The following is a 17010-nucleotide window of genomic DNA, read 5'->3' as shown; positions in this document are numbered from 1 at the left end:
GAAAATTTCCCAGAACACTCCCTATAAGAAAAGCAATAAAGTTGGTATTATGTGCGCCAAATTATGAACTCTATAGAGATATGCATTCATTCCACCAGAGTGGATATTATTCAGCAATAGCGTCTGACGAAGCTGAATAACTCAATGCATATCCAACCAATTCCCAAGAATTGAAGGAAGCGCGTGTGAATATCCAAGCACTTATTAACGACAAAGTATCTCAGGCTCTTGAAGCCGCTGGCGCACCTGCAGGCAGTCCTGCAGCCGTTCGTCAATCAGCAAAGCCACAGTTTGGTGATTACCAGGCAAACGGTGTAATGGGCGTTGCTAAGAAACTAGGCACAAACCCACGCGAATTTGCTCAAAAAGTATTGGATGTTCTAGACCTTGACGGTATTGCAAGCAAGACTGAAATTGCAGGCCCTGGTTTTATCAACATCTTCCTGAGCGAAGAATTCCTTGCTAAACAAGCTGAATCTGCACTATCTGACTCTCGTCTTGGTGTTGCAGCTGAAGCGCAAAAAACTATCGTTGCTGACTACTCTGCGCCAAACGTTGCTAAAGAAATGCACGTTGGCCACCTGCGCTCAACAATCATCGGTGACGCTGTGGTTCGTACTCTCGAATTCCTTGGTCATAAAGTGATCCGTGCTAACCACATCGGTGACTGGGGTACTCAGTTCGGTATGCTTATCGCCAACCTAGAGCGTGTACAGCAAGAGTCTGGCGAAGTTTCAATGGAGCTGGCTGACCTTGAAGCCTTCTACCGCGAGTCGAAAAAGCTTTATGACGAAGATGAAGAGTTTGCAGTTAAGGCGCGTAACTATGTAGTTAAACTTCAAGGCGGTGACGAATACTGCGCAGAGATGTGGAAAAAACTGGTGGATGTCACCATGATCCAAAACCAGCGCAACTACGATCGTCTTAATGTCTCTCTAACTCGTGAAAACGTAATGGGTGAGAGCATGTACAACGACATGCTTCCTGGTATTGTGGCAGACCTGAAAGAACAAGGTCTTGCACAAGAAGATGACGGTGCACAAGTTGTATTCCTTGAAGAGTACAAAAACAAAGACGGCGAGCCTATGGGTGTCATCATCCAAAAGCGTGACGGCGGCTTCTTGTACACCACTACCGATATCGCTTGTGCGAAATACCGCTACGAAACGCTAGGTGCAGACCGCGTATTGTACTTTATTGACTCACGCCAGCATCAACACCTAATGCAAGCATGGACAATCGTTCGTAAAGCAGGCTATGTACCAGAAGAGGTAACTCTTGAGCACCACGCTTTCGGTATGATGTTAGGTAAAGATGGCCGTCCATTTAAGACGCGTGCAGGTGGCACAGTTCGTTTGGCGGACCTACTAGATGAAGCAGAAGAGCGTGCAATCAAACTTATCGAGTCTAAGAACCCAGACTTAGAAACAGCTGAAAAGCAAAACATCGCCAACACTGTAGCAATGGCTGCTGTTAAGTACGCAGACCTGTCTAAACACCGTACGACTGACTACGTGTTTGACTGGGACAACATGTTGGCATTTGAAGGCAACACAGCGCCATACATGCAGTACGCTTATACGCGCGTTGCATCTATCTTTGCCAAAGCAGGCATCTCTATGGATGAGCTGGCTGGTGACATTCAGATCACCGAAGAGAAAGAGAAATCTCTTATCGCCAAGCTACTTCAATTTGAAGAAGCGGTGCAGTCAGTTGCTCGTGAAGGTCAACCGCATATCATGTGTAGTTACCTATTCGAACTTGCAGGCCAGTTCTCAAGCTTCTACGAAGCATGCCCAATTCTGAACACAGAAGATGAGTCTGTTAAACAGAGTCGCCTGAAGCTGGCAGCACTGACAGCGAAGACCATCAAGCAAGGTCTTTCTCTGCTAGGTATTGATACGCTAGAACGCATGTAAGCTAGGGCTTTAGCGATACAAAATAAAGGTTGATGTGAAAGCATCAACCTTTTGTTTTATCTGGCGTATACTGGCTAAAAATACTAATAGGAATGAATCATGAGTTTTGAACTCCACCCACAACTGGCAAAGGATACTAGCGTCATTGGCCACTTTCCTTTGACGATTGCCCTGCTCCACAAGGACAACGCTGTTCCTTGGGTCATTCTTGTTCCTAAACGGGAAAATTTAAAAGAACTGCATCACTTGCCAATGCAAGAGCAACAACAGTTCTTACTCGAATCACAAGCGGTAAGCCAAGCATTAGAAGCAACTTTTCGCCCAGATAAACTCAACTTAGGTGCGCTTGGTAATATGGTTCCGCAACTTCATGTCCATCACATCGCACGTTTTAAGGATGATGTTGCCTGGCCAGGGCCCGTATGGGGAAATACTCAGGGGGATTTTCGTTCTGAAGAGGAACAACAAGCGATACTCAGTAAGATTCAGAATGTCTTATCACTAAGTAGCTTGTTTAAAAAAGCATAAAAAAATGCCGCTGTTACCAGCGGCATTTTCTTTACATGGTCACCGTGAGAGATAACTCATCGGCACCATTCGCGGAGTATCTGACCCGGGTCACTTTCTGAGCTTTATTGGTATCGACCAAGCGAGATATCTTCCCTTTCTTTATCCATACCGCCAGCATGGCATCGACACCGTCTTCGCTCATTGAAAATTTCTTCGCGAGCTCTTTCTGGCTAACGCAGCCCTGCTGCTCGATGTGCCGTTTCAGCTCCTGTAAGATCATGCTGTTTGTGCCTCAGCATAATGCATCTGCTTCTGCCCCGCCGCTTTCAACGCGCGATAAGTCGCAAAGGAAACCAAAATGACTCCGGCTATCCAGGCTGCACTGTAGATTGGGTGGTCTGTGAAGTGCATCGTCTGGTAGTAAAGCACTGCACCGCCGTAAGCAAGACCCATAGTCCATACAGCAATAAAGCGCGCGTATTTCTGGCCAAATTCACGGACATAAGCTCCCATAGCCGCGACACACGGCGTGTACAGCAAGATGAAAATCAAGTAAGCAAACGCGGCATGGCCTGAGACGAAATATTGGTTCAGGTTACCAAAAATAGAAGCGTCAACTTCCTGCTCCTCTGCCACAGTAGAGCTATCGGTCAAATCACCCACTTCAATACCCAATGGATCGGAATAACTCAATCCAGCTAAGTTTTCCGGGATAGACATAACTGCCTCTTCCAAACTCGCCATGAGATTGAACTCACCTTCTTCTCCTTCACTTGGCGCGTAAAGGTTGTTCAAAGTTCCCACTACCGCTTCTTTGGCAAAAATACCTGTGATAATACCAACTGTCGCCGGCCAGTTATCTTCATGAACGCCTATCGGTTCAAATACAGGCGTCACCACCTGAGAAACTTTAGACAGCACTGAATTCTCGCTGTCTTCATTGCCAAATGACCCATCAGTACCGACAGAGTTGAGGAAGCTAAGAATGGTCACAACAACAACGATAGTTTTACCTGCTCCAAGGACAAAGCGTTTCAGTTTTTGCCACGTTTTTATCAGTACATTCTGTATCGTTGGTAATTCGTAATCGGGCATTTCCATGATTAAGCTGTCGCTTGAGCCCGGGTAGAGCGTATGCTTTAGCACCAACCCAGTGAATACAGCCGCAGCAATCCCCAGTAGGTAAAGAGCAAATACGATATTCTGGCCACTTTCAGGGAAAAACGCGGCGGCAAACAATGCATATACAGGAAGACGAGCACCACAAGACATGAACGGCGCCATTGAGGCAGCAAGTTTGCGTTCACGTTCCTGATCTAATGTTCGTGTTGCCATGATGGCTGGTACGTTACAACCGAAGCCAAGAACCAATGGAACGAAGGCTTTACCCGGTAAACCAATCTTCTGCATCACTTTATCGAGAACAAAAGCAGCACGAGACATATAGCCTGAGCTTTCCAGGATTGCTAAAAAGAGATACAAGCAAGCAATCACAGGAATGAAAGTGGCGACGGTCTGGATACCTCCACCCACGCCATCCGCAATCAATGTCACCAACCAAACAGGCAGATGACCATCTAACAAATAGTGCCCACCATCAACCAGCAAAGCGCCGACACCAATATCAAAGAAGTCGATAAATGCACTGCCGATGTTGATAGAGAACATAAACATCAGGTACATAACGACAAAGAAAAATGGAACGCCTACCCATTTATTAAGAATGACGTTATCCACCTTTTCCGTAAAGCTATGACTAAGCTTGCCTTCAGTCCGGCGCACTTTCTTACACTGCTCATGGAGGAAAGTATATTTCGTATCGGCAACCATGAGATCGATATCTAGGTCGAGACCGCCCTGAATTTTCGCAATGTTGTCTCTTTCCTCAGAAGAAAGATTGTTTAAGACCAACAGATCCTGCTCTAAAGCTCGAATAGAAAGAGCGCGTGCGGAAACCTCAGAATGATTGACAAAAACAGGTTGGATTTGGTCTATCGCTCGCTCAAATTCTACATCATAGCCAATCTTCAGTTCGTTCAGCGCAACGCCTTGAACCACCGCTTTATGTAGACGTTCTTTCAGGCGTTGAACCTGATTTTTGTTGTTTGCGGATAAAGCATATACCGGACAGCCCAGCATTTTTTCTAACGCTTTAACATCGATAGTTTGTCGTTCACGCTTCAATGCATCCATTTTATTCAGCACAACCATCATCGGTCTGCCAAGCTCTCGCAGCTGAAGCGTCATATATAAGCTGCGCTCTAGACACGTCGCATCAACAACGTTAATGATTAGATCCGCTGGATGCGTCAAGACCGCACGTGAAGCGATTGACTCATCGATACTGTTGCCATCGTTACCACTATCTAATGCGTAGATACCAGGAAGGTCGGTGAGCATGAATTCATCACCAGAATGACTGTAACGACCTGTTTTCTTTTCAACCGTCACACCTGCCCAGTTACCTACTTGCTGTTTGGCACCTGTCAGGCCATTAAACAGGGTTGTTTTACCACTGTTCGGATTACCGACAGTCAGAATTTTGTACTTCATCAGTTGGCCTCCACATGAATTGAATTAGCAATATTGGTTCTGACTGCCAGAGACACACCGCGGACTTCGACCTGAAGAGGATCGCCCATTGGGGCTTTACGAATAAGCGTGACTGGAGTTTGAGGAAGCAACCCCATCACCATAAGCTTTTTCCTAACATCATTAGAAAGCTCTGAAAAACCGGTGATCGTTGCTTTTTGCCCTTGTGTTAAATCTGAAAGTTTCATAGACAGGCCAATTAAAGATAAAAATGAGAAATATTATTATTAAGACTTTAGATCTTAGCCTGTGTAAATTTTGTAAATCTTGTCTGAAATCAAACATTGCGAATATGGAACGTCACTTTCGTCAATTAAACACCCGTTAATTCCGTTAAAAACAATCATTTCCGGTCAGTTAATAAACACTGCCCATTTCAAATCCTTACTAACAAAAATCAAAAAATAACTATAAATCAATCATATAGATTCAATGTCGCTTTTATCATGTAACCTTGGCGTTAATTTTATAAGTAAAATAAGTCGATAGTTTTATAGTTAAGCACGTCGACAAGGACAGCTCCTTGGAAGACATTGAATTCCAGAGGTGGTGCTACCCGCACCACTCCGGCAGCAAGCGAAGGTGTCATTGGCACCCGTGGTATAGTCCCCCCGGCTATACCACGATATTTTTTTCATCACGCATCACGCATCACGCATCACGCATCACGCATCACGCATCACGCATCACGCATCACGCATCACGCATCACGCATCACGCATCACGCATCACGCATCACGCATCACGCATCACGCATCACGCCAATCAGTGTGCTAAGTTCATCCTGCCTAACACAACTCATTTTATTTAGTTTTCTGGTTCAATTAAGTCGTGGACAGCAACAAGCTACCGATCTTGATCTTCAATAAACTGAGAAGGGGAAACGCCAAAACGATGTTTAAATCGCTGGCTGAAATAGGAAGGGTCATTGAACCCGCATTCAAACGCTACATCTGAGATTTTTTCACCAGCCAGCAAACGTCGACAAGCATAGTCCAGCCGCACCTCAGTCACGTAATCCATAAACGTACGTTCTGCAGCCGATTTAAATCGACGCTGTAAACTACGCTCGGACACGTACATTTGCTTAGCCGCTGAAGCCGTACCAAATTCCGGATCTGAATAATGTTGGACGACTAAGGCTTCCAGTTTTTCAATCCACGGGTCTTTCGACTGTTCTTCAGATAAGCCTGTGTCGGTAAGTTGAACAATCGAGTTCTCTTCAAATTCATTTCCAACTGGCCACACAAACTCAATTAAGTTTCGTTCATCGGAGCTGTATCGATGGAAGCTACCACCATTTTCTTTGACCAAAGACTCGATTTCATTCCACAACTCAATGGGCGTCACAGAAGCATCATCAAGCTTTGCACCTTGTTCGGTCATGGAAAAAGAGACTTCTCCGTCATTGATACGATACCTCATCAACACAACTTGCCCTCGATATGAGCGCTTAATCAGATTATCAATCAAAAGATTAAACACACTATCGAGATTAAAAACATCGAGAGTGACGTAAATGTCTTTGTCTTTATCTTCTTCTGAGTGTACCTCCACAGATAAACCAGCCTTAATAAGCTCTTCTTGCCAACCATCCAATGCAGAGCGCAATACCAAAGACAGGTTGTAAACTGGCAAGGCATCGCCATTAGCCGCGCGTACGTTAAGCAATAGATCCAGTTCGTGAATCACAAATCTCAATAATTGCTGTTTGCCTTGTTCTGAATCTGTGGTCGTCTGTGATGCACAACCTTGCAGCCTTTCCCGCAACGATTGCACTGATTGTCTATAAAGGATGCGTCGGATTTGTAGCTGTTTTCTTAATTGATCGTTGTTAGTTAGCAGGATTCGGCTTTGATGACGCAGTTGATTAGTCTTAAGCGCTACCTGAGACCTCAGATCTTTATTGGTTCTTGCCATCATGCGAGAGCGCCAATAAATAACAAACGCTAGCAGAATAAATACGGCTGTCACGTAGGAGAAAATCGCATACCCTCGGATATACCAAGGCTCGTCAACTGAGAAAACAAACGGCTCGATAGCACCCTGCGCCATGCCATTATTTACAGCACGCACCTCAAGCGCGTAGTCACCGGGAAGGATATGTTCAATGGTCAGCTTCATTCCTTCGAGATTCTGCCATTCATCCTGTTCTCCCAGTCGATATTGCAGGGAAACATTACTGACCTGTGGAAGCACACCAAACTGAAACGCAATCGATTCTCCATATGTCACATGTGGAGCCCCCAAAACACTCCCACCAAGAGAGTACAAATCCTGATTAGCAACCACTTGGCTGTATATCACCTGTACGTTGGGAGATTTGCTAGCACTAAGACTTTTGGTGTCAACCTTGATAAGGTTTCGCCTTGAGCCAATTAATAGATTTTGTAGGCTTTCTGAACCAGAGCTGCATAGTCCTGACTGGAATTCGTTATTCACTAAACCGAGCGGCTCACCATAGTGTGCTGCTATTTGCCCGTTCTTCGCATAATGGGTCAGACCAGCAGAAGAAGTCATCCAAACACCATTGCGATTACTAATCAAACACTTAGGCGTGATATGATCATCCACCATAGTCAGAGGCTTAAGTTGCAAGCTGGCTGCGTCTAATTGATACAATCCGTAAGTGCTCGCCACCCAGATTTCACCACCATTCACTTCTTTTATACTAGCCACACGCCCGTAGTGTTCTGAGGCACTAACATAGTGGATTTGGCCGTTGATCAGTACATAGGTGCCATGATCAGTGCCCAAGATTAGACTGCCATTGTCAGCCACTGCCATCTGAGTAACTTGCGCTGGTAAATACTTGTTCAGCATCCACTCAGAGCCATATTGCATCAACTCGCGACTTTGGGTATCAAAACGCCATAACTTATGGTCGCTGGCTCCCCAGATTCTACCGTTGTTATCCAGTTCCAACAACTCAACTGACGATGTTTTTAAAAAGTTAGGTAAACGGTCCGCAATCACAGTACCGGATACACTATCAATACAGATGACGCCATTCTCAGTGGCTAACCAGAGCACGCCATTATGCTCGATAACATCGTTCACTCTACCTTTATAAAGCAGCTTTCTTGACGCCTTATGGTTCAATTTTAGTGAATATACACCCACATTGGTGACCATCCAAAACCCACTACGACTCTTCTTCTTAGTCAGTTGAATCAGTTTTTCTGACGCTGATCCGCGGGTTAACATCAAATCAGGAAAACGCTTAAAATGATGAGCAAACAATGAGAAGTAATGAATGCCTCGTTCAGTGGCAATCCACATTCCCCCTCGATGATCATTGAGTAATGAGTAAACCTTTTCACCAAACAACGCATGGCTGTGTGTGTGTTCTCTGGCGAAATAGGCACTCTCTTGTGATGCAAAAGAGTACGATTGCAAACCGGATTCGGTACCTATCCAGTAGCCTTTTTGCGTTTCCGCAATACTCAAAACATGTCCACCTGGGATTCGTTTAAGTGGAGCGTCAGGATGGTTAAAATTGAAAAGAATTGCCCCGTGTCGAGTGCCGACGACTAACTCTTGACGATTTTCGGAAAAATAGAGGGTTTCTATATGACTCGTGCCGGAGCGAGGGGCATGTTCGAAATGGCTACCATCTGACAAATACACTCCGGAGTTTGTTGCCAGTACCCACTTTGACTTAATCAGTTTGGCATCGGTAATGCTGATTTGAGCAGACTGGTTGTATTGATACAGCTCCATTAAGGAGTAAGAAAAAAACTCTCCACTATCAACGTGATAGGTGTAGAAGTTTGAAGCATCGGAGACCCAAACGTAACGGTTCGATACCCCTATTCGTAAAATCTCAGTACCCGGCGTGAGACTGAATATCAGTTCTCGACTTTTACCAGGGGTGGTGCGATAAATCTCATTGCCCGCAAATGACCAAAAAGCACTGCCGAGAAAGGCAACTTGCTCTGATTCAAAATCGAGTGCAGAACCTGACTTGGGCAAAATGTTTTGCCCATCAAAAAACAGCACCTGATTTCTAACATCTTGAAACCAGATACCTCCATTGTCAGCGAGAAAAAGTTCTTTAGCGGCAAACGCTTTACCCTGAGATTGCGTTGGCAAGGGGTAGAAGACTGACAAAGGGAGATCCATTGCCATCGCGACACGAGTCAAAAATAAAAACGACAGAAAACAAACGGCTTGTTTCACTAGCGATTCCCTTGCAGCAAAATTGGACAGTCAATAACATTCCATATCTAAGCGTTTCGAATGATCCACCCAGATCAAGACTCAAAGCTAATTGAACTGAGTCATCAAATTATTTTGTGATAATAATTATCTTGGATTTCCAACCATAAACAAGATGCTGCTTCAAAAAATCGGCGTTTTCTTATCTGGATCAATCAAAAAAGGGAAGCGCAGTGCTTCCCTTTGATGGCATATCAAACAAATATTTAGTTACTAAGACATTCAGTGAAGCTGTCTGTGATGGACTGAATAAAAGTAAAGTAGCTGCCTGGTCCAACTTGAACATTAGTACCAATAGGATCAAGTACCCCTTGCTTGGCTTGACTACCACGCGTCACAGACTCAACAACAGCTGGAGTAAACTGAGGTTCAGCAAAGACACATTTAGCATCCCCTTTTGCCAACGCTTTCTTGATTTTAATGAGTGTCTTAGCCCCAGGTTTTCTCTCAGGGCTAACCGTAAATTCACCCAAATGATTCAAGCCATAATCCTGCTCGAAATAACCATAGGCATCATGAAATACGTAGTAACCTACCTCTTTTACTGGCTCTAGCGACGCTCGCCACTTTTCATCGTACTGATTAGCATTTTTCACAAATGCCTGATAATTCGCTAGATAAACATCTTTGTTGGTCGGGTCTAACTCAGAAAGTTTCTGGCTAATCGCTTCAGCAGCCTTAATACTTTGTTCATGCCCTAACCAGAAATGCGGATCGTGCGAGCCATGATTATGCCCGTCATGATCGTGATTATGTCCGTCTTCTGAAAACTCGCGAAGGTTCAAACCATCCACTTCACTGATGGTCAAAACATTCTTCTGACCCTCAAGAACTTTAGTTAAAAAAGGTTCTAGGTCATTACCGAACCAAACGACTAAATCGGCTTTTCTAACTCGCTTCACATCAGATGGTTTCAGCGCGTAATCATGTGGGGAAGTGTTGGACTCAAGCAATAAATCTGGCTCAGAAACACCTTGCGTAATTTCATAGGTAATCATCTGAATGGGTTTGATACTGGTCAGTATTTCACTGGCGTTTGCACTACCTATAGCAAAAATGGATAGCAAAGGAATTAGGTGTTTCATAAATCAATACCACTAGTCTCTGGCGTTAAAGTTTTTCAAATGTTACATTATAACAATAGTTATTTGCAAATGAGTTCCATTCATGTCGGCACTGGTCGAACTTCAACAAGTCTGTGTTCAATTCGGAAAACGCAAAGTCCTTGATAATATTAGTCTTACCCTTAAGCGAGGAGAAATAACAACATTGATAGGCCCTAACGGAGCGGGTAAATCCACTCTAGTAAAGGTGTTGTTAGGTCTCCAAAAACAGTTCAGCGGGACAGTCAATAAGACGCCGAACCTAAAAATTGGTTATGTCCCTCAAAAACTTAGGCTGAATGACTCATTACCTCTGGATGTGAAACGTTTCATGAAGCTCGCGGGTAAATTTAGTGAGCAAGAACTGCAAGATGCGTTGAAACTTGTCGGTGCACAACACTTAATGCGAGCGAACATGCATTCTCTCTCTGGTGGAGAGAGCCAACGTGTTCTCTTAGCAAGAGCACTACTCCAACGACCAGACTTGCTGGTTCTTGATGAACCAGCTCAAGGTGTTGATGTCCAAGGGCAGATTGATTTATATGAGTTAATTGATACTATTCGCCATCGTTTCAGCTGCGCGGTGTTCATGGTATCCCACGACTTACACTTGGTAATGGCGAAAACTGACGACGTCATTTGCCTCAATCACCATATCTGTTGTTCAGGCGCGCCAGCCGACATCACCAAACATCCAAGTTACATTGCTCTGTTTGGCGAAACGAGAAATGAGTCTCTTGCGTTTTACCACCACCAGCATCAACATCATCACCATGATTTAGCGGGTGATCCTGTATCTGGCGAAGCGTCTACCTGTTCACAGCATTCACACGGTCACCATCATGATTGAGTTTCTATTACCTTCTATCCTCGCAGGCTTGGGGATTGCAGCCATCGCGGGGCCGCTGGGGTCATTTGTTGTATGGCGAAGAATGGCTTACTTTGGCGACACTTTGGCTCACGCGTCCTTGATGGGGCTTGCATTAGGCTTCCTTCTTGACGTCAATCTGTATTTTGCCCTGATTGTCTGCTGCTTGGCTCTCGCCTTTATTCTTGTCGCCCTCCAGAGACAGCAATTGGTCGCAACCGATACGCTGCTGGGTATTCTGGCACACAGTGCCTTATCTCTTGGCTTAGTGGCGGTCAGCTTTCTAGACAATGTACGAATCGACCTGATGAGTTACTTGTTTGGTGATTTACTCGCTGTTAGCCCAACGGACCTCGTTTATATATATGCAGGCGCAGCGCTCGTTTCCGCAATACTGGTCTATTTTTGGCGTTCTCTGCTTGCAACAACGGTTAACGAGGATCTCGCCGCGGTAGAAGGTCACAATGTCGACTTAATGCGTTTAGTTCTGATGATTATGGTTGGCCTTGTGATTGCCATCGGTATGAAATTCGTAGGCGCTTTGATCATGACTTCACTGTTGATTATTCCTGCGGCTACTGCGCGGCGATTCTCTAGAACTCCAGAGCAGATGGCCATAACTGCCTCTTTTATTGGTGCAGTCGCTGTGCTCTTAGGCCTTAGCCTCTCATGGCATTACGATACTCCAGCGGGGCCTTCTGTGGTCATCAGTGCCACCGCTATGTTTATGTTGTCACAGCTATATCGAGTAAAGGCTTAAGCTAGAAGCTAGAAGCTAGAAGCTAAAATGAAAAAGGGTTGGCCACACATGCCAACCCTTTTTGTTACCTAAACGAGAATCTTAGATTAAGCACCTTCATTGTGCAGTTCGAGGTTAGCCAGCTCTTGCTGAATATCGCGCTGTACTTTTGCATCATCACTACGCAATGACTCTAGGAAATCGAGGTACTTCTGATCGATATCTCCTGTCACGTACTCGCCATTAAAGACGGACGTTTCGAACTTAGTGATATCAGTGTTACCCATGCCCACCGCTGCCACAAGATCATCTAATGTTTGGAAAATTAGCTCATCGGCACCGATTTGCTTACAAATAGCGTCGTTATCACGACCATGTGCTATCAGCTCGTTCGCGCTTGGCATGTCGATGCCGTAAACGTTCGGGAAACGAATTTCCGGTGCTGCAGAGACCATAAATACTTTTTTCGCACCAGAGTCGCGCGCCATTTCAATGATTTGCTCAGATGTGGTACCACGAACGATAGAGTCGTCCACCAGCAAAACGTTTTTGTCTTTGAACTCAGAGCGGATAGCATTGAGCTTACGGCGAACGGATTTCTTGCGTTGCTGCTGACCCGGCATAATAAATGTACGGCCCACATAGCGGTTCTTAACAAACCCTTGGCGGTATGGCTTATCAATAGCTTGAGCAATCTGCAACGCAATATCGCATGACGTTTCAGGGATCGGAATAACCACATCGATATCTAGATGACTGTAGTCATCACGGATGCGCTCGCCAAGCTTCTTACCCATTTCTACACGTGCACTGTAAACAGAGATTTTATCAATGAAGGAGTCTGGACGAGAGAAGTAAACAAACTCGAAGATACAAGGGTTTAAGGTAGGGTTATCCGCACACTGTTTAGTGTGTAGCTGACCATCAAAAGTCGCATATATCGCCTCACCTGGTGCTACATCACGGATGAAATCAAAGCCAACGGCATCCAATGCAACAGATTCAGAAGCAACCATATACTCAACCGAGTCTCCGACTTCGCGCTTACCAAGACACAGAGGACGAATACCATTTGGGTCGCGGAAAGCAATCATACCGTGACCTATGATCATTGCTGACACAGCGTAAGCACCGCGAATCGTACGATGAACATTAGTCACAGCACGAAATACATCTTCTGCGGCTACATTGCCTTTCACTGTATCAATTTCGTGGGCAAGAACATTCAGTAAAACTTCGGAATCCGATGTGGTGTTTACGTGACGGCGGTCTTTCTCAAACAGTTTTTCACGAACTTCCGCTGCATTGGTTAAGTTACCGTTGTGAGCAAGAGTAATACCAAAAGGAGAGTTAACATAGAAGGGCTGAGCTTCAGATGCGCTAGAACTACCCGCTGTTGGGTAGCGAACATGGCCAATACCCACCGTTCCCTGAAGGCGTTGCATGTGTTTTGCTTCAAACACATCCTTAACTAAACCGTTCGCCTTTCTCAGACGAAAACGATTGCTTTCTATGGTACAAATACCCGCGGCATCTTGGCCACGATGCTGCAACACAGTCAGTGCGTCATAGATAGACTGGTTTACAGGCGTTGTACCCACGATTCCAACAATACCACACATGTCCTAACCCTCGATTTGCGACAATGGCTGGCGCTATAACGCGCCAGATAAGAAACTCGATGTTGCTTGTAAGTGTTCGAAGAAAGGGGCAATGATACGGCTAAACTCCGGTACCAGTTGCGAACTTCTCCACCACTCTGAGTCTGGAAACGATGTAAACGCATCCATAAAAAATAGTGCAGCTGAAACAATCAGAACACCTCGTAAGCCACCAAAGACGACTCCTAGTACTCTATCTGTTCCTGACAAGCCTGTTTTCTGTACTAATTGGGCGATAACGTAATTCACGATCGCACCTACGATAAGTGTCGAAACAAACAGGGCTGCTATCGCTGCTCCATTTCGAAACATGTCGTCCTGAATATTGGAAAAGTACACCGCCAATTTTGCGTAATACTGGCTGGCGATAAAAAACGCCCCAAACCAAATAACCAGAGACAACGCTTCTTTTGCGAAGCCGCGAATTAAACTGATCACTGCCGACAGGCCGATCACACTTAAAATGACAATATCTAACGAATTCATCTGTTCTTACATCTTAAGTTGGCGCGCATTTTAACAGAAAAAACGCTGACGCAAACGTTTTCTTATGGATTTAATGGCTTAAATTTGAGCAATCGACCTTTTGAGCCAGTAATTTTTTCCAACTCAGTCACTTGTCGCTCTAGCTTACTCTTTGACACATCTGGGCCAATAATCACACGAGTAAAACCATTTTCGAGTTTAGTGTGTGCTTGATAACCGCGTTTTTGTAGGTCTTTAACAACGTTTTTCGCATTCTCTGCGTTCTTCAACGCCATCAACTGAATAATCCAAGCACTGTCCTGATATTCATTGCGCTCAGGAACCTCTTTAACTACGACAGGCAGAGGTTCATCATTCACCTTTTCAGCAGAGGCAGGAGCCTCAGGTTCTTGCACAACAACTTCAACTGGTGTTTCAGGTAGGCTTGCAGAATCATCAATGGGCTCCAAAACTTCGAAGCTTTCTACATCGCTATCAAGCTCTGGCTTAATCGGAATACTGGCGACTTCTTCCTTGTAATGCGTTTTTTTACCATCAAGGACATCTGGTAATACGATCACGCCGATCGCCACCAAAATGATGGTGCCGACCAGACGATTTTGAAACTTACTTGCCATTTACTCTCCTTGACTCTGCCAGTGTTCGAGTACTTCACCAACCGTATGGAAAGAACCTACAACCAGAATGACATCTTCCGCTTCAGCCTTTGTCAACGCGGCTTTAAATGCGTCGACAGGAGCTTCAAAGCGGTCATTGCCATCAGGAAGATACTCACAAAGTTCCGCTGCACTTGCAGCTCTTGGCCCTTGTAACGACGCTGGATACCAATGGCTGGCAACCGGAGCCAACACTTCAAGCGTGGCCTTAATATCTTTGTCGTGCAGCATCGCAACCACAGCGTGGATTTTTTTATCCAAGTACTTCTGTTGAATGCGTTCAACCAAATACTCAGCAGAATGCGGGTTGTGTGCCACATCGAGGATGATTATAGGCTTCGTACTCACCACCTGCATTCGACCAGGTAGCTTAGCGCTGTTGAGGCCTTTAACGATGTTGATGTCCGACAAGTCCAGATTTGCTGTCGCGAGTGCCATTAAAGCGGTTGCTGCATTTTGCAAAGGTAAACCAGGGATAGGAAGCGCTTCTAACTCGTATGGGCCATGCGTCCAACGCCAAGTATGTTCATCGACAACTTGATAGTTATACTGAATTTCCACTTGATAAAGTTCTGCACCAATATCATCAGCATGCGCTGCCACAGTAGAAGGCGCCTTGGGCTGACCACAGATTGCGGGCTTACCACTTCGGTAGATGCCTGCTTTCTCATAGCCAATCACATTGATGTCATCACCGAGCCAGTCAACATGGTCGATAGCGAGGCTAGTAATCACCGAAACATCATGGTCAACAACATTAGTGGCATCCAATCGCCCTCCTAGCCCGACTTCTAGCAATACGACATCCACTTTTTCAGTTTGGAAAAGGCGCAACGCCGCCAAAGTCCCATATTCAAAAAAGCTTAGGCTAATATCACCACGTTGCTTTTCAATAAAATCAAACGCTTCTGTGTGCTTCTCATCAGCCAGATCTTGGCCATTAATACGGACACGTTCGTTATAACGAATTAGGTGGGGAGAACTGTAAACACCAACGGAGTAACCTGCATCAAGCAATATGGCTTCCATAAGTGCACAAGTGGAACCTTTTCCATTGGTCCCCGCGACAGTAATCACAGTAGGAGCAGGTTTAACTAGATTGGTTTTCTCGGCGACAGCCTGAACACGATCTAGACCGAGATCGATAGCAGAGGTGTGTATGTTTGTTAAATAATCAAGCCACATCGCAAGAGGGGATGTGGCTTGAGGAATTTGGGTTTGACTCATCTAACTCTAACCAAGTAATTGTGGTTGTTTGTTAGTTTGTTACTTTACCCTTTTTCGTCCGCTTCTGGTACAGAATAAGCAGCTTCATTTTGTGAATCGTTCACAGAAACCACTAGAGGCGAAGGTTGGTTGGTCATTTTCGCAATCAGGCTACCAACACGCTGACGCATTTCGCGGCGATCAACGATCATATCGATAGCACCATGCTCAAGCAAGAACTCGCTGCGCTGGAAACCTTCCGGAAGATCTTCACGTACCGTCTGTTCGATAACACGACGACCAGCGAAACCGATCAACGCTTTAGGTTCACCGATATTTACGTCACCTAGCATTGCCAAACTTGCAGAAACACCACCCATCGTCGGATCAGTCATGACTGAGATAAACGGCAGGCCTTTTTGAGACAGACGCTCAAGTGCAGCACTGGTTTTCGCCATTTGCATTAGAGACATCAAAGCCTCTTGCATACGTGCACCACCACTTGCAGAGAAACAAACAAGACCTGTGTTGCTCTCAATAGCCGCTTCTACAGCGCGGACAAAACGAGCGCCAACTACAGAGCCCATTGAACCGCCCATGAAAGAGAATTCAAATGCACAAGCAACAACAGGAAGGCCTAATAGTTCACCTTTCATTACAACAAGGGCATCTTTCTCCCCACTGCTCTTTTGTGCAGCCGAGATACGATCTTTGTATTTCTTTGAATCTTTGAACTTAAGCTTGTCTTGTGGCTCAAGTTCATCCGCTAGTTCAACACGGTTGTTTTCATCCAAAAATGTTTCCAGACGACGACGCGCCTTCATACGCATGTGATGATCACATTTCGGACATACTTCTAGGTTACGCTCTAGTTCAGCGTGATAAAGCACCTGTTCACAAGATGTACACTTGGTCCACACACCTTCAGGGATGGACGCTTTACGTGAACTAACAATGTTGCTTTTTTCTAAAATCTTTTCAAGCCAACTCATGGAAGACCTTTTTCTCTCATCGCCTCCGCACTTTGCGAAGGACAAAAATTCTGAATT

General features: G+C 45.2%; 14 protein-coding genes. 4 read left to right on the top strand and 10 right to left on the bottom strand.

Annotated elements, in window-relative coordinates; genetic code table 11:
- Positions 1–185 precede the first annotated feature (185 nt).
- Together argS and FIU99_RS04465 are read left to right on the top strand one after the other, a co-directional pair.
- Complete coding sequence (gene argS, locus FIU99_RS04470) at positions 186–1919, top strand: arginine--tRNA ligase (RefSeq protein ID WP_006959450.1); 1734 nt, start codon at positions 186–188, stop codon at positions 1917–1919.
- A 99-nt stretch (positions 1920–2018) separates the two neighbouring features.
- Positions 2019–2447, top strand: coding sequence for an HIT domain-containing protein (locus tag FIU99_RS04465; RefSeq protein WP_006959451.1), 429 nt, complete (start codon positions 2019–2021; stop codon positions 2445–2447).
- Positions 2448–2478: 31 nt separating this feature from the next.
- Here FIU99_RS04465 and FIU99_RS04460 read toward each other — a convergent pair whose 3' ends face one another.
- From FIU99_RS04460 to znuA, 5 genes are all read right to left on the bottom strand, one after another.
- The gene (locus FIU99_RS04460; RefSeq protein WP_006959452.1) at positions 2479–2709 is read right to left on the bottom strand and encodes a FeoC-like transcriptional regulator; all 231 of its coding nucleotides are present in this window, start codon (positions 2707–2709) and stop codon (positions 2479–2481) included.
- Positions 2706–4982 carry a Fe(2+) transporter permease subunit FeoB gene (gene feoB, locus FIU99_RS04455; protein ID WP_006959453.1) on the bottom strand — a complete coding sequence of 759 codons (2277 nt, stop codon included), beginning with the start codon at positions 4980–4982 and terminating at the stop codon, positions 2706–2708. Before feoB ends, FIU99_RS04460 begins: the two co-directional genes overlap by 4 nt.
- Entirely contained in the window at positions 4982–5209 is a 228-nt protein-coding gene (locus tag FIU99_RS04450) for a FeoA family protein (RefSeq protein ID WP_021457201.1), read from the bottom strand. The genes feoB and FIU99_RS04450 overlap by 1 nt, the downstream gene beginning before the upstream one ends.
- Before the next feature lie 658 nt (positions 5210–5867).
- Positions 5868–9203, bottom strand: a complete 3336-nt coding sequence (locus FIU99_RS04445) for an AraC family transcriptional regulator (RefSeq protein WP_152472051.1) — start codon at positions 9201–9203, stop codon at positions 5868–5870.
- Positions 9204–9448: 245 nt separating this feature from the next.
- On the bottom strand, positions 9449–10327 hold the full coding sequence (gene znuA / locus FIU99_RS04440) for a zinc ABC transporter substrate-binding protein ZnuA (protein ID WP_006959455.1): 879 nt from the start codon (positions 10325–10327) through the stop codon (positions 9449–9451).
- A gap of 82 nt (positions 10328–10409) precedes the next feature.
- Here znuA and znuC point away from each other — a divergent pair, with 82 nt between their 5' ends.
- Together znuC and znuB are read left to right on the top strand one after the other, a co-directional pair.
- Positions 10410–11195: a zinc ABC transporter ATP-binding protein ZnuC gene (gene znuC / locus FIU99_RS04435; RefSeq protein ID WP_006959456.1), complete on the top strand. Its 786-nt coding sequence runs from the start codon at positions 10410–10412 to the stop codon at positions 11193–11195.
- A complete protein-coding gene (znuB, locus tag FIU99_RS04430) occupies positions 11188–11973 on the top strand; it encodes a zinc ABC transporter permease subunit ZnuB (RefSeq protein WP_006959457.1) in 786 nt (261 codons plus the stop codon). Before znuC ends, znuB begins: the two co-directional genes overlap by 8 nt.
- Positions 11974–12059: 86 nt before the next feature.
- Here znuB and purF read toward each other — a convergent pair whose 3' ends face one another.
- The 5 genes from purF to accD all read right to left on the bottom strand — a co-directional run bounded on the left by purF (position 12060) and on the right by accD (position 16953).
- Positions 12060–13574, bottom strand: coding sequence for an amidophosphoribosyltransferase (purF, locus tag FIU99_RS04425; protein ID WP_019277834.1), 1515 nt, complete (start codon positions 13572–13574; stop codon positions 12060–12062).
- Positions 13575–13607: 33 nt separating this feature from the next.
- Positions 13608–14099: a CvpA family protein gene (locus tag FIU99_RS04420; protein ID WP_006959459.1), complete on the bottom strand. Its 492-nt coding sequence runs from the start codon at positions 14097–14099 to the stop codon at positions 13608–13610.
- Between the two features lie 62 nt (positions 14100–14161).
- Entirely contained in the window at positions 14162–14716 is a 555-nt protein-coding gene (locus FIU99_RS04415) for an SPOR domain-containing protein (protein WP_006959460.1), read from the bottom strand.
- Entirely contained in the window at positions 14717–15982 is a 1266-nt protein-coding gene (gene folC / locus FIU99_RS04410; protein ID WP_006959461.1) for a bifunctional tetrahydrofolate synthase/dihydrofolate synthase, read from the bottom strand.
- A gap of 44 nt (positions 15983–16026) precedes the next feature.
- Positions 16027–16953, bottom strand: a complete 927-nt coding sequence (gene accD, locus FIU99_RS04405; protein ID WP_006959462.1) for an acetyl-CoA carboxylase, carboxyltransferase subunit beta — start codon at positions 16951–16953, stop codon at positions 16027–16029.
- Positions 16954–17010 lie beyond the last annotated feature (57 nt).

This window comes from Vibrio sp. THAF64 (assembly GCF_009363455.1).
Classification (GTDB): domain Bacteria; phylum Pseudomonadota; class Gammaproteobacteria; order Enterobacterales; family Vibrionaceae; genus Vibrio; species Vibrio coralliilyticus.
This window is presented reverse-complemented; position numbering and strand designations above follow the sequence as displayed.